15 protein-coding genes are annotated in these 23,172 nt (G+C 54.1%); 11 read left to right on the top strand and 4 right to left on the bottom strand.

Translation table 11 applies throughout. From position 1 onward, the window contains the following. Positions 1 to 156 precede the first annotated feature (156 nt). The gene (locus H7F31_RS01265; protein ID WP_187102664.1) at positions 157 to 2,409 is read right to left on the bottom strand and encodes a helix-turn-helix domain-containing protein; all 2,253 of its coding nucleotides are present in this window, start codon (positions 2,407 to 2,409) and stop codon (positions 157 to 159) included. 154 nt (positions 2,410 to 2,563) lie between these two features. Between H7F31_RS01265 and H7F31_RS01260 the strand changes: the two genes are divergently transcribed. Beyond that, positions 2,564 to 4,138, top strand: a complete 1,575-nt coding sequence (locus tag H7F31_RS01260) for an extracellular solute-binding protein (RefSeq protein ID WP_187102663.1) — start codon at positions 2,564 to 2,566, stop codon at positions 4,136 to 4,138. A 69-nt stretch (positions 4,139 to 4,207) separates the two neighbouring features. Here the strand turns inward: H7F31_RS01260 and H7F31_RS01255 are convergent, their stop codons facing one another. Together H7F31_RS01255 and H7F31_RS01250 are read right to left on the bottom strand one after the other, a co-directional pair. After that, positions 4,208 to 6,769: a TIM-barrel domain-containing protein gene (locus H7F31_RS01255; RefSeq protein ID WP_261800458.1), complete on the bottom strand. Its 2,562-nt coding sequence runs from the start codon at positions 6,767 to 6,769 to the stop codon at positions 4,208 to 4,210. 66 nt (positions 6,770 to 6,835) lie between these two features. Continuing rightward, positions 6,836 to 8,428, bottom strand: a complete 1,593-nt coding sequence (locus H7F31_RS01250) for an FAD-dependent oxidoreductase (protein ID WP_187102661.1) — start codon at positions 8,426 to 8,428, stop codon at positions 6,836 to 6,838. A 282-nt stretch (positions 8,429 to 8,710) separates the two neighbouring features. Between H7F31_RS01250 and H7F31_RS01245 the strand changes: the two genes are divergently transcribed. The 5 genes from H7F31_RS01245 to serS all read left to right on the top strand — a co-directional run bounded on the left by H7F31_RS01245 (position 8,711) and on the right by serS (position 14,352). Next, positions 8,711 to 9,427, top strand: a complete 717-nt coding sequence (locus tag H7F31_RS01245; RefSeq protein ID WP_187102660.1) for an N-acetylmannosamine-6-phosphate 2-epimerase — start codon at positions 8,711 to 8,713, stop codon at positions 9,425 to 9,427. 10 nt (positions 9,428 to 9,437) lie between these two features. After that, entirely contained in the window at positions 9,438 to 10,313 is an 876-nt protein-coding gene (locus H7F31_RS01240) for a MurR/RpiR family transcriptional regulator (protein ID WP_187102659.1), read from the top strand. Between the two features lie 11 nt (positions 10,314 to 10,324). After that, positions 10,325 to 11,518, top strand: coding sequence for a glycoside hydrolase family protein (locus H7F31_RS01235; RefSeq protein WP_187102658.1), 1,194 nt, complete (start codon positions 10,325 to 10,327; stop codon positions 11,516 to 11,518). A 38-nt stretch (positions 11,519 to 11,556) separates the two neighbouring features. Beyond that, complete coding sequence (locus H7F31_RS01230) at positions 11,557 to 12,525, top strand: ROK family protein (protein ID WP_261800265.1); 969 nt, start codon at positions 11,557 to 11,559, stop codon at positions 12,523 to 12,525. Between the two features lie 540 nt (positions 12,526 to 13,065). Then, positions 13,066 to 14,352 carry a serine--tRNA ligase gene (gene serS, locus H7F31_RS01225; protein ID WP_187102657.1) on the top strand — a complete coding sequence of 429 codons (1,287 nt, stop codon included), beginning with the start codon at positions 13,066 to 13,068 and terminating at the stop codon, positions 14,350 to 14,352. A 219-nt stretch (positions 14,353 to 14,571) separates the two neighbouring features. On the opposite strand, the gene H7F31_RS01220 is transcribed toward serS, so the two are convergent. Continuing rightward, entirely contained in the window at positions 14,572 to 16,896 is a 2,325-nt protein-coding gene (locus H7F31_RS01220) for an AraC family transcriptional regulator (protein ID WP_187102656.1), read from the bottom strand. Between the two features lie 148 nt (positions 16,897 to 17,044). Between H7F31_RS01220 and H7F31_RS01215 the strand changes: the two genes are divergently transcribed. The 5 genes from H7F31_RS01215 (at position 17,045) to H7F31_RS01195 (ending at position 23,133) form a co-directional block, all read left to right on the top strand. Further along, complete coding sequence (locus tag H7F31_RS01215) at positions 17,045 to 18,568, top strand: extracellular solute-binding protein (protein WP_261800264.1); 1,524 nt, start codon at positions 17,045 to 17,047, stop codon at positions 18,566 to 18,568. Between the two features lie 38 nt (positions 18,569 to 18,606). Beyond that, positions 18,607 to 19,164, top strand: a complete 558-nt coding sequence (locus H7F31_RS01210) for a hypothetical protein (RefSeq protein WP_187102655.1) — start codon at positions 18,607 to 18,609, stop codon at positions 19,162 to 19,164. Between the two features lie 172 nt (positions 19,165 to 19,336). After that, positions 19,337 to 20,884, top strand: coding sequence for an extracellular solute-binding protein (locus tag H7F31_RS01205; protein ID WP_187102654.1), 1,548 nt, complete (start codon positions 19,337 to 19,339; stop codon positions 20,882 to 20,884). Positions 20,885 to 21,278: 394 nt separating this feature from the next. Next, on the top strand, positions 21,279 to 22,238 hold the full coding sequence (locus H7F31_RS01200) for an ABC transporter permease (protein ID WP_087571328.1): 960 nt from the start codon (positions 21,279 to 21,281) through the stop codon (positions 22,236 to 22,238). Positions 22,239 to 22,257: 19 nt separating this feature from the next. Next, entirely contained in the window at positions 22,258 to 23,133 is an 876-nt protein-coding gene (locus H7F31_RS01195) for a carbohydrate ABC transporter permease (RefSeq protein WP_187102653.1), read from the top strand. Positions 23,134 to 23,172: the final 39 nt, after the last annotated feature.

Genomic DNA, 23,172 nt, shown 5'->3' with positions numbered 1-23,172 from the left:
AAATGCAGTTCCGTCACCCGGGACTAACCATAACACCTCCATTTTCACCCGTATATATAGCCTTTTTGACCGTATCGACAAAAATTAAAAAACGGCCTCGAAAGCTTCGAAGCCGTTTCTGCGACGTTTTTTGACCGGTGCGACTTTAATTGAAATCTATGGAATCAAGTCCTTCCGATAGTTGCCCGGCGTGCTTCCCGTATATTTCTTGAACGCCCGGATAAACGTTATGCCATGCATATAGCCGACCTCCTCCGCGATGGACTGAACCGTCTTGTCCGGGTATGCCTTCAGCAGCTCGATCGCTTTCTCGATCCGGGTCTGCGACAAGTAGTCAATAAATTTTACCCCGAACTCCTCCTTGAACAACCGGCTCAAATAACTGGCAGTCAAACCAAACTCTTTTTCCAAATGGGCGTGGGACAGATTCGAATCATTGTAGTGTTCATGGATATATTGCTTTACGCCGCGAATCAAATGATGATTATGTTTGCTCTCCCGCAAATCGCTCATTCTTCTGAAAGTATCCTGAAGAACTCCAAAACATTCTTTTTGTATCGTATCCAACGTTTCCTGCCGTCCCATAATTCCGTTTAATTGCGCATGCGGTCCATCGTTCCAGATCGTTTGAAATTCTTTGGGAAGTTCCGAGATTTCTTTGTGCAACTGGTAGATGAGGTAATTTAACATCCCGAGCAACTCATCTTTTGTAAATAACTGTTCGCGCCATTCCTCGAACAATTCGTGCCAATGACGTTCCCAGTCCACTTCCCCTGACCGAAAAGATTGGCCGACGGCACGGACGCGCTGCGATTGTTTAAGTATTTCAAGCGGCGGTTTGGCGGCGATATCCGTGTGTTTGATAATCCGGTTCATTCCGAGAGAGGCTTTATAATTCAGCGCTTCCAACGCGCTTTCGTACGATTCGACCACATTGGCGGCATCCTCTTGCCAGTTTCCTACGCCTACCGTAACCGTGTAAGGCAAATGCCGATTAACCCATGCTTTTAATCTCTCCAATAGCGTTAGCGCCTGTTCGTCTGCATTCCCGCCATGTTCCATAATGAACAACACGCCTAGCTGATGGCGCTCTATCCATTCCGACCATACACGGCATGTTTCCGTCTCCGCCATTTCATCAAGCGCCGAGTACATGACATGCTTTAGCAAGTACAGATCCCGGGAAGTATATTTGCCGGAAATGTCCTGGTAACCGTCGATTTCGACGATGGCAACAAGCAATCTGCCATGATCGATCGCCCCGCCGAACTGCTCGACTTCTTGCCGCCATTCATTCGTTTGTCCCGAAACCGCTCCTTCCAGCAATTGCAGGAACACATGCCGCTTGCGGTAAGCGAGATTTTCTTTGTTCTGTTCAAGCAGCAAGCTGGATTGATCAAGCAGTTTGTTGACTGCTGTCTCGATATACTTCAATTCATCGTCCCGGTCGGGAAGCGTCAGTTCCTGCCGCTTCTGCTGAAAGTATTCGGTCATGCGCTGCGAAATCATTTGAATCGGCCGGTAATTCCGGCGCGTTACAAAGATGAGCCATATTATTCCCCCGGCAATAGTCAGAAACCCGAGCGTTATCCATACGTAAAACAGGGTCGACACCCACTGCATGATGCCGCCTTCATAAACGCCGCTGCGAACCGTCCACCCCGTATACTCGGATTGGGCATTGGACCATTCCGCGCCGCTCTCCGGGCGTTCTCTCCATCGTTCTTTCATCGCATTCGGCCAATCACGCGTAGCAACAACCCCGCCGTCGACATCCGACAGCTCGAAATAATTTAACCCTGACGGCGTCATCCCGCGAATCAAATGGCTTAATCGTTCCGTGCTGACATTGACCACGACCAAACTGCGGTCGGATAGATTGGCATACTTGACCAAACTGACCACATCAACGGTCGAATCTCCCGATTGCTCGCGATATTCGCGGTTACTCGTCCAGCGGAACGGCTGCAGCGAAGAAAGCTTCCGGCCAACAAACTGCTTGTCTCCGAATTCATCCAGCCTGATAAAAGTTGTGGGACTTAAAACCATATTGTCCCTTGTCCGGTACAAATAGATAGAGTCAATAAGCGGATGGCTTTCCAGCAGCTCATTCAATACGATTGCCGTACGATAATCCCAATATTGCCTGTCCCGAATAGATGTTTCTTGAAAAAAAAGAGAGATCATATCATTCTCGAGCAATTGCCGATCTATTGCCAGATCAATCGATTGCAACGAATTGTCGATCATCTGCATCACGTTGTGGGCTAACATGTTGTTGGCCTTGTGCGCAGATTGTTTGCTTACCTCGCTCAGAGTCAAATATGCGATAAACAACAGGCTTAAGCAGATGACGAAAAAAACCGGCAAATAGGACAACTGGATTCGGTTTAACCGATTGATTCGCATAGGAGCCTCCGGAGCTTCGTAGTTTATTAGGTCACATTCTACCTTCAATGATATAGCCCTGCAACGAATAATCTTTGCTATGGTTGAAATTTTGTTTATTTTGTCTGTTATAATGAGTATGATTATAGCAGCATGGCAAGTGGGAGGAGATACAGTGAAATTTGTCAAAATGAGTCTTGCCCTGTTCACGATTCTTGGCGTTATCCTGATCAATTTCGGGATGAAGGACAGCGGCAATGCCCAGACTCCCGTATCCCCGACGGCATACCATTCATTAGACAAACATTCCTTGAATCTTTTTATCGACGCTCCATCCTCGGCCGGCTTGCCTGATCCGGCGAGCGATGTCGTGCGGCAGGAGATCGAAAAGAGATTTAATGTCGACCTTGATGTTACCGTGATGGCGCCTGGCGATGAATACAATTCAACCATCGCTTCATTGCTCGCTTCCAACGATCCTCCGGATATGTGGCTGGTCTCCAGACCGGACGGGGGCGCCAAATATATACTGGACAACGTATTGGCGGACATGACGCACTACATTTCGCCGGATACCATGCCAAACTATTTTAAGCACTGGATCAGTGAAAAGGAACTGCGCGAATACCAGATGCAGAATAAATTTGCGCGTGCTCCGGTTCCTTATGACAAACAATCGTACCGGGCTTATTATATACGAAAAGACTGGCTGGTCAATCTCGGCATGGACATTCCGAACCATTACGAGGAATACGTCGATGTTTTGAGAGCGTTTACCTTCAACGATCCGGACAAGAACGGCCTCGACGATACCTACGGTTTTTCGACAGCCGGGAACGGGGTATCCATCTCGCTGGAATGGCCGGAATATGTCAAGAACGGATTGTTATTCCCGTCGTACTACGGGGACGATCATCTGGTGGATATGCAGACGGACCTGCGTGTCGGACGAGTTGTCGATGACATTCTTAACGTGATTGACGAAGGAGTGGTCGACCCGGATTGGTTTCTAAATAAGGGAAACAAACCCGTGGAGAAAGCCATTCAGGGCAAAGTGGGGGTCATAATGGGCGAAACGGCGGATTTCGCTTTTGATTCCAACCCAAGAAGCGTCCAGGCGCGCAGTAAGGAGAGCAACCCTGCCGCGGATTGGGTGCCCTTTAATCCGTTCGGCAATCAGCCGTTGCGAACAAGCGTCACACCCGACTATTCGTTTGTTTTTTCCAATAACGCCGCAGGTCAGAATCCGGAAAAATTAAAGAGGATCGTCGATATTCTTGACTGGATGGCAGGCGAAGAAGGATTTTTGCTGACCCATTACGGCATGGAAGGAAAACATTACACGCGTAAAGGAAACACGATTACATTAATGACGGATGTTATTGAAAAAGACGTGCAAGAAATGGGGGATATATTTGAAATATGGAGTTTTTTTACTCCCCGAACTCCCGAAGTGTTGGGGCTTACCGTTTTAGACCCTCGGATCACCGAGCGGGATAAGTCGGTTTACCGCTCGCTTGTATCCTTTCCTGTACGCGAAGGATTGGGAACTACGCTCACTCCCCCTCTTGGTATAGATGTTGACGCTATGCGCTCGAGGCAAAATGAATTGCAGGTCAAGATGCTTTTCTCCGACAAATCGGGGGAATACTGGTCGGAATATCGTCAGGAAATTATGGACTTCTACGAAGGACATCAAATTTTTCGTCAGTACGAGGAGAAAATTCGGGCAGCGCGCATAAATCGCTAACATGGCGGGGAACTGTCGCGGGACGAAGCTCCAAACGTATGGCTCCCGACCCGCATTTGCAATAAGTACTTACAATTTTATCTCGCCGGGAGTCATTCCCCAATATTTGCGGAACACGCGAATAAAATAACTTGTTTCCTTGTAACCGGTGAGGTTCGAGGCAACCGCGACAGTAGACCCGGACAACAGCAGTTCCTTGGCCAGCGCCATCTTCTGCCCCAGCACATAGTCGGAAAAGGATAACCCGACATCTCTCTTGAAACAGCGGCTCAAATAGGCAGGGCTGACATGCAAGCGCGAAGCGATCTCATGCAACCTTAATTCACGGTCAATTTCGAGCTTGATCATATCCGTTACCTGGCTTGCGAGTTTATATATTTGTCCGACCTCGACTTTATTCTCCAATTCCGTGGCCGTACGCCTTGTATGGTCACGCCGGGGTTTCTCCTTCGTCGTTTGCAAAGCGCCGTACAACAATTCGACACGCACGGTCAACTGGTTTTCCGGTTCATTCAGAGTCATCCGGAGCGTACTCGATTTCCGTTGATAGGACCAGCAGTCGGGAGGGAGCCCCTTGCGCCCGGCTGTCGTCTCGCGCCATTCCGAATCGTCAACGGTCACTGCGGACGGCTTTTCCGCAGAATGAAAAACAACGCTCCAGATTCTCTGCTTCGGCATTCCGGCATATTGTCCTTTCCGCCGGTCAATCTCCAGCAATATGCGCTCCTCGTTGACATGGCAAGTCATTTTTGTAATCGCCGACTCCCCCTGCAAGTAACCAAACGTCTGCCCATCGTCTTCGTATAAGGTGAATTCGCCCTCTCTGCCAGGGTACACATGCAGTTCCAACCGATCGAGTGGTTTCTGCCCGACATAGTCCATCTCCGGCCACATCGGTATGATCGACCCGGCACGTACGAACAGGGGACCACCCGCATGAGCGGGAAGGCGACAGACAACCTCGCTTGATCCGAAATATCGTTCGTCGGTCCAAAAGTCGAACCATTCGCCGGCAGGCAAATACACCCGGTCCGTGTATACCCCGACGAGCAGGTTGTCTCCAAACATATATTGGTTTGGCAGAGAATCCGAACGGGAATCGTGCGGGAACGCCAGCGGCATCGCCCGGGCAATCGGCAACCCGTTACTAACGGCGATGCGCGCCGCAGAATAGATATAAGGTATCAGCTTATAACGCAATACAGCGTATTTCCGGAAAATGTCCAGCAGATTCTGATCGAGAAGCGTAGGATGGCGCCAATATGCCCAACTGTTCACGTTCGCCCACGGCTGCAAAAAACCAAAGTGAATTCCCTCGGGCGTATGCAGATTTATAGCGACGCTCATATGCGGTATACCCGATAAACCCATATTGAGAACGGTCAAATGCGGCGAGCTTCTTCCTCCCGACCACATCGCCGCATATTTTTGAATGCCCGTATATCCGATTGGCGAATAGATCATCGGCCGACGACCCGTTTGTCCCGCGAATCCTTCGAATAGGATGCGGCTCACTGAACCCGGATGTGTCAAGCTAGAAGAATCTTCCGGCTTTTGCGGGAGAGAAGGATGATACGTTTGCTCTCCTATCTGAACCTCCGTGCATAGCTTGAACCCGTCTACGCCTTGAGCGACAAACCGCTCCAGATCCTTGTACCACTTTGCATCTCGGCGGGATGGTTCCCCGATATCGGAATTTTCTCGGAGCGGAAGACCAAGACTTAATTTGAAACCCATCGTCTGCAGAACTCCCAGAAACGTGTGCGCGCCCTCCGGCATCCATGCCGGAATATAGAATCGATCGGGGTGCCAATTGATGGATGTCCCGTAATCGAAAGGTTTGTCCATCCAGGTGGGCTCCAGCCCGATCATATCGCAAGGGATATGATCGCGTCTGAATTTCAAAGCGTCCTCAATCATATCGCGCGCCGTCGTCTGCCGGTTGCAGACGAATGATAGCCCATATGCCCAGATCGGCAGCATATACGAAGAGCCGACCAATTTCGTGTACTTGTCGAGCAAGCCGGCCAGATCGCGATCGGCTATCAAATAAAAGGCCAGTTCTTCCTGCTTCCCGCGAACGCGCAGAATGTCCGGCAAGTCGCAACCGACATCGAATTCATGTTCCCGGTCGCTATCGACAAGCAATGCCCAGCCGGCGGTTGACATAATGAAGGGGATAGGGGCATGTACACGATTGTCTCGCAAACGAATAGAAATCTTATGACCTCTCTTCATCAACGGGGTGTCATACTGGTCGCCCAATCCGTACAGGCGCTCCTCCTCCGCCAAAACAAACGCCGTTTCGAAGCCATCCGGATCGCCCCCATAAGCCGGCTGGTCCTGTCGGGTCAGCAGACGGCCCCCTTTGTCCCGAAACGCGATCTCCCCCGTGCGCCGATTGACCTGGATGACAGCCTCCTCCACGCTAAGACTGACCCTTTCCTCATTTTGCTCCGTAACCCGGCAGGCAACTTGCGGAATCAAACGATCCGTGTCGAGCCAAGTCAAAGGGGGACTTGCGTCAAAGCAGTCTGTCCGGCTCACTCGAACATGGAAGGCGAACGGAGCTGCCGCTGCAATCTGCAGATACATCCCTTCTCCGGTTAGAATGGTTTCCGAAGTCAACATGCTTTTCACAAAAATCCCCCCGACGGTTTTTTGTTCATTTTAGCACATTTCCAATAGTATGCGATTTCAATTCATAATGTTTTCCGGCCAGGCAAGCTCGACCCCGTGTTGTTGCAATACGGTTTGAAACTCCGTCAACAGCTTTTGGTTGTTGCGCACGTTGCGCGGCGTCTCATTCCTTTCCAGACAGAACGCGGCAAGAGCGCCTGCCGCTTCCCCGATGTTCCATTCCACCGGATGCAGACGATAGCTGCCATTCGTAATATGAGTCGTGCCAATATTTTTGCAGGCAGGCAACAAATTGTTCATTCGTACAGGAATCATGCTGCCTAACGGGATCTGGAATGGCAGAGCCGGCAAATGAATATAATGCCGGTTCCCGGTGCTCGGGTGAAGATCCATCGCATAGTAACCGATGCCAACAGAATCGTGAAAATTCTCCGCCTGGCCATTAGATCGGTCTTGCGGGTTAATATGCTGCTCCAGTATAGTAAATTCCGCTTTGATTCTTCTCGACTCGCGAATATATGGATACAGAGCCATACCATCCTCTGTTCCGAAGACATCCCGACGAAGACGAAATCCCGGATATCCGCATGTGCCGTCCGGTCTCGGCGCTTCCGTCTGCAACCAATATAAAAGCGACAAACTCAATTGTTTGGCTTGATAAAGATGACGGGATTTCTCCTCTTCGCTGACATCTATGATCGAACCCAGAAAATAATCATTCTGCGGCCAATTGACAACACTAACGTCCCCGGGAAAAGTGCCTGGCAAAAAATTGTTTTTGTCCGCAAGACGCCGATAAGTAAGCAAAGAGAAGCCTTCCCAGAACGACAAACCTTTGCCTCCCGGCAATAAATCGTAATAAACGGGCTCCAGGGTAGTCGGTCGAACACCGGCCAAGCTTAGCAATCGATCCGGCCAAAAATCGGGACGATACGATCGCCAAAACTCGTAATCGGCGGGCTTGTCGATTGTATGATTCTCGCCTTCCAAATAATCGACGACAAAACAATGCGTGATGGATTGCATGTCCTGGGGATCGGCAGGGCCGTCAAGCGCATGCCGCTCTCCTGTCTCGGAACGGGATTCCGACCCCGTAACGTATTCCGTTCCGGTAAGCGGAAGCAGATCCCCGCAATCCGTGGCATCCAGGTAATATTGCCCTACAGCGATCGTGCTTGCTCCCGATAATACGTTCCGCAATGTGACGGAGCGTATGCGATCTCCATCCGTCTCCGCCGCTTCCGCCCGGCAATGCGTCATCACGACCAGCTTTCCGCTGTGCATATACGGTGCAAGCATTTCCAGAAGCACTGCAAGCGCTGCTCGGGGGTCATGGCTTATGCGGCTAACCTTGGCGTTGCCCGGATTCAGGAGCGGATCCGCGGCAGCTTGATCGGACAGCGGGAAATTCCTTCGGTAATATTCCCTTACTCCATTACGAAATTTACGGTAATTCGACGTGCAACCGAACTGTTCGATCCATTGGTGCTCGTCGGGAGGAACCGCCTGACTGGTCAGTTGTCCTCCAATCCAGGCCGTTTCTTCCGTCATCAAGACCGTTTTCCCCATAGCCGCTGCTGCAAGAGCGGCAGCGCAGCCGCCCAGACTCCCCCCGATAATAACGACATCGGCATTCGTTTCGCGTAACATAGTCTCACCCTCCGAATTTATAAAGTCAATGCACCTACATTATATCTCCGACAAGATCCTGGAATAAGTGAAGATGATGACCAAAAATGATACTTTGATGACCTTGGAATCATGTAGTTTTCATTCTCGAAGCGAGAGTTCTCACGGCGGCTACTGGCAGAGGATAGGGGTGAACAAAATAAAAATAATTTCTTTTTATAACTTATGAAAAAGAGAAAAGTTCTTTTTTATTGCAGGAGTATATGCTAGAATAGGACCAAATCATAATCGGCAGGTGAACCCATGAATGCAATGATCAAAAGTCTCAGGCATGGATGTATCGTCTCGTGCCAGGCGCTGGAGGATGAGCCGTTATTCGGAGCATCGCATATGGCGGCAATGGCCGTGGCGGCGGAACAGGGGGGCGCTGTCGCGATCCGCTGCAATTCGCCGGCGGATATCGCGGCAATCCGGCAAGCGGTGTCTTTGCCGCTGATCGGACTATACAAGCGCGATTACGACAATTCCGATGTGTATATTACGCCAACGATGGAAGAAGTGAAGGCTGTCGTTGAAGCCGGAGCCCATATGGTCGCCATAGACGCAACTTCGCAGCCAAGGCCGGACGGCAGAAGCATTGCCGAATTTATTGCCGAGATCAAGGCGGTTTATCCGCAGGTGCCAATCGTTGCGGACATCTCTACGTTCGAGGAGGGAGTCCATGCGATGGAATTGGCCGTCGATCTGATATCGACGACATTATCCGGCTACACGCCGTATAGCGAGCAACAATCGGAACCCGATCTTGCGCTGGTTAAGCGGCTCGCGGACTTGAACCGCACTCCCGTATTGGCGGAGGGGCGGATTTGGACGCCGGACCAATGTCTCGAATGTTTGCGCGCCGGCGCGTACGCGACAGTCGTCGGGACGGCGATTACGCGGCCGCGGGAGATTACGAAACAGTTTGTCCATGTGATCCGTGGTTTCGGCGAATATTCGCAACCAGCCCGGAAGAAGTAGGTGGCGGGAAATGAAGAAAAAAACATCAATTAAGGGGAATGCCAACACGCTGCTAACGATTTCAAGCTTATATTCGTCCATGACGAAAGCCGAAAAGAAAGTGGCGGATACGGTGCTGAACGATCCGGAAGCGGCCGTTCATTATACGGTAACGGATCTATCCGAGAAGGCCGGCGTTGGCGAAACCTCGGTCATTCGCTTCTGTCGGAGCTTGGGCTTTAGCGGATATCATGAGTTCAAGCTCTCTATCACCGTTACGGTGCTAAATGCGGTGAAAGCGGAGACCGAGGAGGAGGTGGAGGAGGAGGACGACTACCCGCTCTCCATCATGAACCGCGTCACCGCCATTCATACGAAGGTCATGGCGGATACGAGAGCCTTGCTGGACCCGGGATCGCTGATGCAGGCCGCAGAGTGGTTACTGTCGGGCAAGCGCGTTCATTTTATCGGCGTAGGTTCGTCGGGCATCACCGCCCAAGACGCGTATTACCGGTTCATGCGGCTCGGCTTGCCCGTGACGGTGCAACAAGACGCGCATATTATTGCGATGTCGGCGTCGCTGCTAGGCAAAGACGATATTGTGTTCGGCATCTCAACGTCGGGCAGCACTAAGGATCTGGTCGATCCGATCAAGAAGGCGAAGGCGGGCGGCGCCACCGTCATTTGCCTGACCAGTCACGCCAGGTCGCCGATTACGCAGGTTGCCGATGCGATTTTGTTGGTGCCCACCAAGGAATCGCCGCTTCAGGGAGGGGCGCTTTCGACGAAAATCGCGCAAATCCAGGCCATTGACATGTTGTCCGCCATTGTAGAGTCTCTCTCCAAGGAGAGGACTTCGGAAGCGATCATGAAGACGGCCAATGCCGTAGCGGACAAGCTATATTAAGGAGGCAGGACATGAACAGTCAAACGTATTTGACAAGCGTAGAAACGTGCATGGAGTGGATCGAGTCGCAAATGCTGACGTTCGACGGCGGCTATCACGGCATGTACGAACGGATTCGGATCAATGAGCATATAAGGGTCAACTGGGTCAGGCCAGATTGCAATACGGAGCTGCTCAGAACTTTAACGGTGTACGAGCGGATCACCGGCTCCGATCGTTACGCGAAGCTGGCCGCGAAGATCAAGGAATGGGTGCTGCGCGCGCAGGATAACGATCCTTTGTCTGTATGGTACGGGAGTTTTCCGTTCTTTTTGGTAGAGGGGAATACCGTAACGGATTCGGGGAAAAAGCTTTACCAAAATGACAACGGCCGGATTATGATCGCGTTGCTCCATGCCTACGAAATCGACCGGGATCCGCGCCTGCTGGAAAGCGCGGTGAAAGTAGCTGATTACTGGATAGGCATCCAGCGTTCCGAAGGCAATTTTGTGCGGAAGGACGGCAAAACGTGGGAGCTTGCGAAAGGGCCGGACTTTGTGCTGTGGCTTGCGGCCGGCTTCCTGCTTCTGCATCAAGCTACAGGCGGAGAGAAGTACAAAACGGCGGCATTGAAAGCTTACGATTATTTGCTCGCGCTTCAGCTTGAAGACGGCAGGATAAAGACATCCTACGAGCTGGAACTGACCGAAGATTGGAGACCTCTGTCCTCCGAGACGGCCAAAGCGTTATATAGCTTCAGCGTGGCGTACCGTCTGACGAAGGATGAGCGTTTTGCAACAGCGCTGAAGAAGGCGGGCGCCTATACGCTCTCCTTGCAGCATGGAAGCGGCGGAATCTTGAACAACGACGCCCAGACGAAAGATGCCGCACTGCAAAACAACGAAAATCTATGCGATCTGGTCTATACGCAAGGGTTCGCTTTGATGGCGCTCATAGAGGCGTGGCAGGCTACCGGCGATGTTAACTATGAAGAAGGCGCGCGCAAGCTGGCAAACTTCTTGACGGACATCCAGTGCAAAGGCGAATCGCCGCTGTGGGACGGGGCTTGGCGTGGCTCCTACAATGCCGCAACCCGGCAATGGGACGGCAGGGCCGACCAGAACAACCATATCGACGAAGGCGGCATGTATTCGGTTTATACCGGCTGGACCGCGACGAATAATATGTTTGGTTTGCTGCGCTTGCTTGAGCTTTCGCAAAAATAGTTCAGTCCGGTTAAGGCAAGTGAAAGGTGGGCGGAGAGTTGAGCGGCAGAGATGATTCAATGGTTGAAGCACAGGAGCGCGCGGCGGCTGGCAAGGACGGGATGCATGTCATAGGGATGGATGTCGGTGGTACCAACATCAAGGCGGGCATCATAAGCCCGGATGGCGGGATAATCGGACTGGCTCAAGCTGCGACGCCCGTGAGCCAAGGCAAAGAGGCTATTCTCGCCTGCATGGAGGAAGTGGTCGGTCAGCTTCGGAACGATTATAGAGGGGAAATCGGAGCGCTTGGCATCGGCGCGGCCGGCCGAATCGACAGGCGAACGGGGGCGGTGCTTTATGCGACCGATAATTTGCCGGGTTGGATGGGCACGCCGTTGAAATCGGTAATGGAAGCCAGGCTGTCGCTGCCTGTATTCGTGGACAACGACGTCAACGCGGCTGCGCTGGGAGAAGGCTGGCTTGGTGCTGGACGGGAGGCCAGGCATTATGTGCTGCTGACATTGGGTACCGGAGTAGGGGGAGCCCTCGTGCATGACGGCAAGCTGATTTCGGGCCCGCGCGGCGGAGCGGGAGAAATCGGACATATGATCCTGCATCCCGGCGGCACGGCTTGCAACTGCGGTCAGTCCGGCTGTCTGGAGCAATATGCTTCCGGAACGGCCCTCAACCGTTCGGCGAAGCTCGTGGACCGCGGATGGGACAGTCGCGAGCTGTTGCGGCAACTGGAGCTGGGACATGAACAGTCGCGAGCCGTTATTAGCCGATTTGTGTCCGATTTGGCAACCGGACTGGTCTCTCTGCAGAATCTATATGATCCGGAGCTAATCATCATCGGCGGCGGAATTATGGATACGCATCGATTGTGGTGGAGGGATCTGTTGGCGCAGCTTGGCTCCTGCACGGAGCAAGCGATTAGCGTAAGACCCGCAGTGTTAGGCAATGAAGCGGGACTGCTTGGGGCCGCCCGATTGGCGTTGGACGAGTGGAACGCAGGATGGTCGTAGTCGAAGCCGTATTCGGTTCGAAGACTTGCGCAAGACCGATCGCATAAGCTATAATACGTAAAAATCGAATTCGACATTATGCCCGTGAAGAGAATCCAACTCGGAGGCGTATTCGTCAAGAGGATAGCAGCTCAGAGTACCGCAAGGAGCGGAGCAGGCGTGGTTGATCCCTCGCCGCTTTGGTCAAGCGTCCTCCTAAGTTTACCGGAATCCGCCCGTTACCGCGGAACAAAGAGGATCGGACATGGCCATTGTCTGTCTGGTCAATTTGGGTGGCACCGCGAGTATAAGCGCTCCTCGTCCCAGTGGGATGAGGGCGCTTTTTGTGTTTTTTGAAGGTTTGAGGCATAGCTAGGGCGTGTCTGAATACTCCGAGGGGAGCAGATTTTGCCGAATTTTCGTTCCATACAAGGAACTTTTGTGAAGGCGTACCGGGGGTACGTCAAGCAAAAGTGACGAAGCAGGGGGCGGAAAGGCGGTGAAAGATGCCCCTGAGCGGGTTTTCAGATACGCCCTAACAAACAAAGGAGCGGTGTCACGATGTTGGACATGAAGTGGATCAGGGAGCATGCGGCTGAAGTACAGCGGACGGCGGATCTCAAGGGAATCAAATTGTCGATTGCGGAGCTGCTGGAGGCGGACGACGCCAGGAAGAGGGCGCAAGGCGAGACGGATGGACTCAGAGAGCGGCGCAATAAGCTGTCGGAGTCGATCGGCGGATGGATGCGGGGCGGCAATCGTGACGACGCGGAACGAGGACGCGCCGAAGTGAGGGAATTAAACGGCCGCATCGGGGAACTGGAGCGAGAGCTGGAAGACGTCCTGCTCGCTTTAGAGAATCTGGCTGAACGTGTGCCGAATATCGTATCGCCGGATACGCCGATCGGGCAGTCGGATGAGGACAATGTGGAGCTGAAGCGGGTAGGAGAGCCGCCGGTCTTCGACTTCGAATGGCGGGATCATATGGCGCTTGCGGAGCTGCACGGACTTGTCGACGTCAAGCGAGGAGTGAAGACGGCGGGCAGCCGGCATTATTATTTGACCGGGACGGGCGTGCTGCTGCATCGCGCCGTCCAGCAGATGGCGCTGGACCTGCTGGTGGAGCGAGGTTTCACTCCGCTGGATGTGCCGCTGATGGCTCGGGCGGAAGCGATGAAGGGGACCGGCTTCTTCCCGCAAGGGGAGGATCAGACGTACCGGATTGCGGAAGAAGAGCGTTACCTGGTGGGGACGTCGGAGGTGCCGCTGGTCATGTTCTATGCGGGCGAGATTGTGGATGTCGGCCAGCCGATCAAGCTGGCCGCGGCTTCGATGTGCTTCCGCAGCGAGGTCGGCTCGGCAGGGCGGGACGTGCACGGTCTCTATCGCGTGCATCAATTCGCCAAGGTGGAGCAGGTAGTCATTTGCCGAGCGGACGCGGAGCATTCGGAGACCATGCTTCAAGAAATTACGGGGCATGCCGAGACGGTGCTCCGCATGCTGGAGCTGCCTTATCGCCAGATGGCGGTCTGTACGGGCGACATGTCGCAAAAGACGTATAAGCAATACGATCTGGAAACCTGGATGCCGAGCCGCGGCGCTTACGGCGAAACGCATTCGTCGTCGAATTTGCTCGACTTTCAGGCTCGTCGTTCGAACATTCGTTACCGCGACCAGGAGGGGACGCTTCGTTATTGCCATACGCTCAACAACACGGCCGTAGCCAGCCCGCGGATCCTGATCCCGCTGCTGGAGAATCACCAGCGCGAAGACGGCTCGATCTACCTTCCGGAGGCGCTGCGACCCTATATGGGCGGGAGGGCGGAGCTGGCCGCTCCGGAGAGGTAAGAGGCGGGCGGTAGCTGGCACCGCCAAGGGTCGAGAGCTGCGCGTGGTGCGGATCGGGCAGGCTTGTCTACCTGCACGTCCGGGCTCTTTGGCTTTTCTACGTTGCTCGTTTCGTTAAGGCCATATGCCTATCCCTCTGCCCTAGCGGGTTTCCTACCCGCACCTTACCGGCTCCTTGCCTACTCCTTACTCGCACCTTACTCGCACCTTACTCGCACCTTACCCGCTCCGCTTCCGCTCGCGGTACTGGCCCGGCGTGACGCCCTCCTGCTTGCGGAAGGAGCGGATGAAATTTTGCGGGTTGTTGTAGCGCAGCCGAGCGGCGATATCCTTGATCGGCATCTCGCTGTCCGACAGCCAGCGCTTCGCCATGTTGAACCGGTACATCGTCAAATATTCGCTGAACGAATGGCCTGTCTCCTTGCGGAAGACGCTGCTCAAGTAATTGGCGTTGTAATGCAGACGTGCCGCACATTCCTCAAGCGTCAGATCCGAATCGTAATGATGCTGGACGAGATCGATGATTTTCTCCGAAATGTTATGGTATTGCGCCTCGCGTCTGTCCCGGAACACCTTCACCATGGGATGCACGACTCCGGTCCAGAACCATTCCTCGATCTCCGCATGCGTAGGCAGCTTGAGCAGCTCCTCCAGCAGCGAGCTCTTCATGGGATGAATCTGGCCGAGGCCGACGCCGGATTCCTGCATGACGACAAGCAGACTGTTCAGCAGCCGCGCGAGCGGAATCTGGTATTCCTGCGGACTGTGCTCCTCCGCGAAAACGGCTTGCAGGAATTGCTTCAGCAGCTCCTTGGCGGTGTCTTTCTCGGCCAGCTTGATCGCGTCGAGCAGCTCGTTCTCGATGTACGAAGGGTAGCCAATCCCCCAAAACGGCTTGCCCTCCTGCTGCTCGAAATGCTCGTATTGAATAATAATGCCCGTACCGAGCTTCATCCGCTGCTTAAGCGCTTCGATCCCTTCGCGGCATGCGACGGAGAGATGATCGAAGGCCGTGAAAGAGAGGCTGAGGCCGATGCTGATCTGCACGTTCAAGTAACCGGCAACCTGGCTCTGTACCTGCTCCGTAACGGCATACATCTCCTCGGAGAACCCCGTGGCATCCTCGGTGGCGCTCCCAACCACGACGACGATTGTGCCGTCCATGGCAACGGGAGCCAGCCGGCCTTGCAACGGCACCAGCTCTTCTACGATATTTTGGACAGCAAAGAGCAGCAGCTCCAGATCGCTTTTGGTATAACGGCTGTCCTCCTGAAAGTCGATCTGCAGCGCCATGACGGCCATAGACCGCCAGCTCTCGAGCTGCTCGCCGTAGCCGAACTGCCGAAGTTTCTCCGGCATGGAGCTTCCCCGAACGTTGCCTTGCAGCGCGCGCATCAGAAAGAAGGCGCGCGCTTGCTGCACGTGCTGCTGGACCTCTTTCTCCAGTTGGGATTTGGACTGGAACAACCCCTGCACGCGTTCGCTGATGACCTGGAATTCGTTGCGGCTCCGCCTATCTGCGCGCCCGTCCGTCATGCGCTCGCCGACCTGGGCGAGCAGAAGCTGGATGGGCGAGTACATGCGGCGGGATCCGATCCAGGCAAGAAGCAGCGACACGAGCAGCATAAACAGGCAGATGTACAGCGTGTAGGCGCCGATTTTGACGGATTCCTTGGTCATGGCCGAGATGGAGGAGACCGACAGGTAATGCCAGCCGTTTAGTTCGGACCGGTAATACGTAACGGATTGTTTGCCCTGCTCTCCGGCGACGACAAAGTCCCCCGCCGCGTCGGTCAGGCGCTCGGCGGGCATTCCCGCGGCCTCGGCCGGTTGTCCGATGAGGGAAGGGTCGCTATGCAGCAGAATCCGGTTCTCTTCATCCAGAATGATCATGTGCGCGAGCGTGGCGTCCGACGTCTCCAGCTCAACGAGATCCTGCAAACTGCAGGCGGGAATATTGGCGACGGCGAGGCCGTATTTCTCCAAACCCGACGTTGGCAACTTCTTCACCAGGCTGATACTGTATGGGCAAGCGGCGGTGCCGCGGGCATTCTCCTCGGAGTAGAACCATTCCGAAGGCGTCAGCACCCAGGACACGCCCTCCGGCGTATTTCGCAGCGAAGCCAGCTGTTCCTGGAAAGGGTAGCGGTCGAACGCATAGAGACCGGAGTTTTTAACCATCCAGTTGTGGCGCTCGTTAATCAGAATGACATCTTCCAGCTTCGTGTCAAAAGATTGCATATACCGGATCTCATTCTGGATATCGTTATAGGTCATGAAGTCGTCCGCCGACAGCGGCCCCTGAATGGCCCGCTTCAGGACGGTGGAATGAATCACCTGATTTAGCGTGTGGTTGACAGTCGTGAGCTTCTGCTCTACATTGGAGTTAATTTGCATCAGCAACTGGCGATTGCCGCTGGCGACGTTTTCCTGAATTTCCTTGGACGACGTCATGTAGGAGAACGACCCGATGAAGATAACCGGAATGGTGCCAAGCAGGCAGCCGAAGATCGTCAACTTGCTAAGAAAGGACAATGAACGCACGGACTTCTCCACCTTCTCTCTCTAGATTGCGTCGCTGTTACCACTATTTTAGTAAACGCATACATGCGGGACAATAATCATCTTCTCTGGCGATGATCATTAGCTTAGATTATGTCGGCTGCAGGCCGCAAGTACAAGGGGGATTTCGATGTCAGGGCTACAGAGACCAGCTGTCTGCCGCTTCCGCAAGCTCATGCTGACAATATTGCCGCTGCTTCTATTATGCGCTTCTTGCACCGGCGGCGATGACAAAAAGTCGAGCGGCGGCGAAGACGACAAACCCGTTTTAACGATTATGGCGCCGCTGCACTTTCCCCACTCGCCGAGTGAAGAAACGATGAACGAGCTGGAGACGTTGACGGGCACGCAGCTGGAGATCAACTGGGTACCGGACGGCATCTACACCGACAAGATGAATACCGCTCTGACGACGAATTCGCTCAAAAAGGTAACATTCGCCAAACATACGGACTACATGTTCATGAAGAATTCGATCCGATCCGGCGCCTTCTGGGAGATCGGTCCTTATCTGGAGCGTTTTCCGAACCTGAAGCATCTCGACAAGGGTATCCTTGCCCAGACTGCCGTGGACGGCAAGCTTTATGGCTTATACACGGAGCGGCCTTCGTCCAGACAGGGCATCATCATCCGCGAGGATTGGCTGAACGTGCTGGGGCTGGCCAAACCCTCTACGCTGGAGGAGCTGTATGAGGTGATCCGGCAGTTTACGCACAACGATCCCGATGCCAACGGCAAGCACGACACCTTCGGTCTGGTGGACCGGAACGACCTTGTGTTTGGCGCGTTCAAGACGCTGGGCTCTTATTTCGGCACGCCTAATAATTGGGGAACGGATGGCGCGGGGGGCGGGCTTGTACCGGAATTCGAATCCGCCGCTTACCTCGACACGATGAACTATATGAAAAGATTGTATGATGAAGGGCTCATCAACAAGGATTTTGCGGTAACCAGCAAGGAGATGCAGCGCGACTTCGTCATTCGCGGGATGGCGGGCGTATACATTGGCAGCATGCAGGACGTGCAGCGTTTGTCCGATGAGGCCCAACTGTTTAATCCGAAGGCAAAATTTACGCTGGTGAACCGTATTCAGGGTCCAGAGGGTTACAGGGTTTGGTCGATTCCGAATTATTTTGGGCTGTATCTGTTTTCGAAGAAGGCGATCCGCACCGAGGAAGAGCTGCTGGACATTCTGGCGTTCTACGACCGGACGATGGATGGCGACGTGGCGAATTTGCTCAAATACGGCATGGAGGACAAACATTATTTGTTGAAGGACGGCAAGGTGCTGTTACCCGAGGAGATGACGCAGATACGTACGACAGAGGCGGGCGGACTGTATGTGCTCATGATCGCCGATCTCAGCAATCCCAACGTCAAGGATGTTAGCGAGCAAGAGACGCTGCAGGAGGAAGCCGAGAGGTATACGGCGGACAACGAGAAGTTTATCGTGCCGGATCCCACTAACGGGCTGGAGTCCAAGACCTATGACGAGCGCGGCGTGGAGCTGTACAAGATTATCTCCGACGCCACCTACAACTATATGTTGGGCAAGCTGGACGAGGATGGCTTTTACCGGGAAGTGGAGCGATGGAAGCTGCAGGGCGGATCGGATATTATAAAGGAATATACGGAAGCGTATAACGCGAAATGATAGAAGGCCCTCCCGGGTGTATGGGAGGGCCTTTTCGTATGCTGCAGGGCGCTGCCGATCTCAATAGCCCGAGAAAATCGGGCTATTGGAGCGGAGCAAGCGCTGCCGAGCGCAATAGCCCGAGAAAATCGGGCTATAGGAGCGGGGCAAGCGCTGCCGAGCGCAATAGCCCGAGAAAATCGGGCTATAGGAGCGGGGCAGGCGCTACCGAGCGCAATAGCCCGAGAAAATCGGGCTATAGGAGCGGGGCAAGCGCTGCCGAGCGCAATAGCCCGAGAAAATCGGGCTATAGGAGCAGAGCAGGCGCTGCCGATCGCAATAGCCCGAGAAAATCGGGCTATAGGAGCAGGGCAAGCGCTACCGAGCGCAATAGCCCGAGAAAATCGGGCTATAGGAGCGGGGCAAGCGCTGCCGAGCGCAATAGCCCGAGAAAATCGGGCTATAGGAGCAGAGCAGGCGCTGCCGATCGCAATAGCCCGAGAAAATCGGGCTATAGGAGCAGAGCAGGCGCTGCCGAGCGCAATAGCCCGAGAAAATCGGGTTCCAGGCCTCGCCGGAGCAACTTTGGAAGCTGCAACCCGGGGAAGTCGGGTTAGAGCTTGGTCGGAGTGTCATCTCCGCTGCCCGATAATCATTACCTCAGAGGCGCGGGCGGGAAGCGGCGATATGAGCAAATGATTGTTTCGGCACCGATTGCGGCGATGCTACGCTCTAATCGTCCCAGTTAGGGGCAATGCATCCAACCAAACAAATCGGAGGTCAAGGCGAATGAACAAAAAAGCCATTGCATTGGGCAGCATCCTCACGCTTAGCATGATAGTAACCGCATGTTCGGGAGGCAACGGCAATAACGCAAGCACCCCAGACCTGACTCAAAGCAGCGGAGGCGCGACACAGGCGACGGAAAAACCGGCCGAGCCGGAGAAACCAACCGAAATCACGATCATGCTACCGCTTAATATCTCGGAGACGCCGCCGGACACGATCAAGAAAGAACTCGAGAAGTTGACGAACACGAAGCTGACTTATCAATTTTTCCCTGCGGACACGTACGAAGAGAAACTGAACGCTTCCTTCGCGACAGGCTCCCTGCCGCAAGTGACGTATCTGAAGAACCAGGCGACCTTCCTGCAGATGAAAGGCGCGATCCGCGACGGCCAGTTCTGGGAGATCGGTCCTTACCTCGCCGAATTCCCGAACCTGAACAAGCTGAAGCCGGAGATTCTGAACAATACGAAGGTCGACGGCAAACTGTATTCTCTTTACATCGGACGTCCGCTGGCCCGCCAAGGCATCATCTACCGCAAGGATTGGGCGGATAACCTCGGCCTTGGCGCACCGACCACCATCGACGAGCTGTACGCGATGATCGAGAAGTTTACGAATGGCGATCCGGACAAAAACGGCCAGAACGACACGCTGGGCTTGACGGACCGCAACGATCTCATCTACGGCGCGTTCAAGACGCTCTCCGCCTACTTCGGAACGCCTAACAACTGGGGCGAGAAGGACGGCGGCCTGCAGCCGGAGTTCGCGTTCGACCAGTACGTGGCGACGATGGATTTCATGAAGAAAATCCGCGACAACAAACTCATGAACGTCGACTTCGCGGCGACGAGCAAGACGGACCAGATCAACCTGTTCACGAGCGGCAAAGCCGGCGTCTATATCGGTTCTCTGCAAGACGTCAACTCGCTGAACAAGGATCTCGTGAAGAACGTTCCAGATGCGGTCATCGAGGTGCAAAACGTGGTGACGGGACCGAACGGCGAGAATGCGTCTTGGGCGATTCCGGGCTATAACAACGTCGTGCTGTTCCCTAAGGGTGCGATCAAGGACGAGGAGCAGCTTAAGAAGGTGCTGGCGTTTTTCGACAAGATGATGACGCCGGAAGTGGCCAACCTGATGTACTGGGGCATCGAAGGCACGCATTATAACGTGCAGGATGGCAAGGCCAAGGCTTCCGACAACGCGGAGCTGACGGAGCGCGAAGTCAAAGGTTACAAGGACAGCGTCATTGGCGAGCCGGAGACAAACGGCATGCTGGAGGGCTTCCACGACTTGGCGGTTCGCGTCCATGCGGAGCAGCTTATTGTGGAGAGCGAGAAGGTCGCGGTGCACGATCCGACGGCGCCGCTGGATTCCGCGACATTTACGGAGAAGGGCACGCAACTGCAAGAGCTGATTAAGGACGCGACGTACAAGTACATCTACGGAGACATCGACAGAGCCGGCTACGACAAAGCCATCGAAGATTGGAAAGGCCGCGGCGGCGCGCAAATGATCGAGGAGTTCTCGGCGGCGTTCAAGCAATAAGCAATAAGCGGATAAGCGGACATTAAGCAAGTAGGGGCAAAGAGGAGGATGACGAGGCGCGAGTCATGGTGTCGCTAACGGACCGCAAACGGACCGCGAGCCATGATGTCGCGGACGACCGCAGGCGGACTGGGAGTCATAGCGTCCCGAACGGACCGCAGGCGGACCGCGAGCCATGATGTCGCGGACGACCGCAGGCGGACTGGGAGTCATGGCGTCGCGAACGGACCGCAAGCGGACTGAGAGTCATGATGTCGCTAACGGACCGCAAACGGGCGGCGAGCCCTGATGTCGCGAAGCCATGGCCGACATGGCGAGCCTTTTGCTCCGTCTATCCTCCTCCCTTGTTTCTCAAGGGCGGCCGCAACCACTCCCCAGGAAAGGAAGAACCAGCATGCAGCACGCAGCAGCAACGGAGATCAAGCAAGGAGCGGCAAAGCCCCGCAGCAGCAGCGAACTGAAGAGACGCCTTTGGCGGAACAAATGGCTTTATGTCATGATATTGCCGGGCATTCTGTATTTCATTGCATTCAAGTACGTTCCCATGTTCGGACTCACCATCGCGTTCCAGGACTACAAGCCGCATTGGGGCTTCGCGGGAAGCGAGTGGGTTGGCCTCAAGCACTTCGAAAGACTGTTCACCGAACCGGATTTTATGAAGATTCTGACCAATACGCTTCTGTTATTCGGCATGAACCTGCTCTTTTATTTTCCGATTCCGATCCTGCTCGCCTTGATGCTGAACGAAGTAAGAATCACGTTTTTCAAACGTTTTTTTCAGACGCTCGTTTATTTGCCCCATTTCATGTCGTGGGTCATTATCGTGTCCATCGGTTTCGTCATGCTGACCATGGACGGAGGCATCATTAATGAAATGCTGGCCTACCTCGGCTTCGAAAAAATCAATTTCCTGCTCAGCACCGAATGGTTCCGGCCAACCTATATCATCCAGGTGATATGGCGCGAGGCGGGCTGGGGAACGATCATATATTTGGCCGCGATCGCGTCGGTCGACCCGCAGCTGTATGAGGCTGCGCGCATGGACGGCGCCGGCCGGCTCAGGCAAGTCTGGCATATTACGCTGCCGGCGATCCGGAGCGTTATCATTATCCTGCTCATCCTAAAGATCGGGGATGTCCTCGAGCTCGGCTTCGAGCATGTGTATCTGCTTCTGAATTCCATGAACCGCGACGTTGCGGAGATTATCGATACCTATGTCTACACGGCGGCGCTGCAGCAAGGCCAATTCAGCTACAGCACGGCCATCGGTTTCTTCAAGTCATTTATCGGGCTCGTGCTGGTCGTCTTGGCGAACAAGCTGGCGAAGCGCATGGGCGAAGAGGGCGTTTATTAAAGTAGAGGAGGCTAACCCCATGGTGGAAGACAGAACGGTGAGCGGACGCGTGTTCGCCGCCGTCAACTATACGTTGCTCGCGATCATCGCGCTGGTGACGGTGCTTCCGTTCTTGCACGTCGTAGCCGGCTCTTTCACGACGAGCGCCGAGATGGCGGTCAAGAAGTTTATCTTGTTCCCGACAGTGTGGAGCTTCGACGCCTACAAGTTCATCTTCTCGACGAACACCATCTTCCGGGCGATGGGTGTCTCCATCGGCATTACGGTATTTGGTACGCTGTTCAGCATGCTGCTGACGGCGCTTATGGCCTACGGGCTCTCCAGGCGCGACCTGGACGGACGCAGAGGCATTATGTTCCTCGTCGTATTTACGATGTTGTTTAGCGGCGGGCTTATCCCAACGTTCCTGGTGGTACGCGAGCTCGGCATGATCGACAGCTATTTGGCGTTAGTTGTTCCTACATCGATCAGCGCGTTTAACCTCATTATCATGCGCAATTTCTTCCAGAACATCCCCGAGGGATTGGAAGAATCGGCGAAGATCGATGGCTGCAGCGACTTCGGCATCCTGTTCCGGATCGTGCTCCCGTTGTCCATGCCGGCGATCGCTACATTATCTCTTTTTTACGCAGTAACGTATTGGAACACCTACTTGAGCGCCATCCTGTATCTCAACGATAGTCTGAAATGGCCGATTCAGGTTCTTCTTCGCCAGATTGTCGTGCTTGCCAGCGGCATGGATTACAGCTCCGATCTGGACTCCGCGGTGCCGCCGCCGGATCAGACGATCAAGATGGCCGTCATTGTCGTGGCGACGCTGCCGATTTTGCTCGTATATCCTTTCTTGCAGAAGCATTTCGCCAAGGGCGCCATGCTGGGTTCCATTAAGGGATAACGGTCAGCGAGTTGCGGGAGGGTACCTAGAAATAGGAAG

Origin of the sequence: Paenibacillus sp. PAMC21692 (assembly GCF_014303795.1) — a bacterium.
GTDB classification, from domain to species: Bacteria; Bacillota; Bacilli; order Paenibacillales; family Paenibacillaceae; genus Pristimantibacillus; species Pristimantibacillus agaridevorans.
The sequence above is the reverse complement of the archived record's forward strand: the minus strand, read 5'-3'. Positions and strand labels throughout refer to the sequence as shown.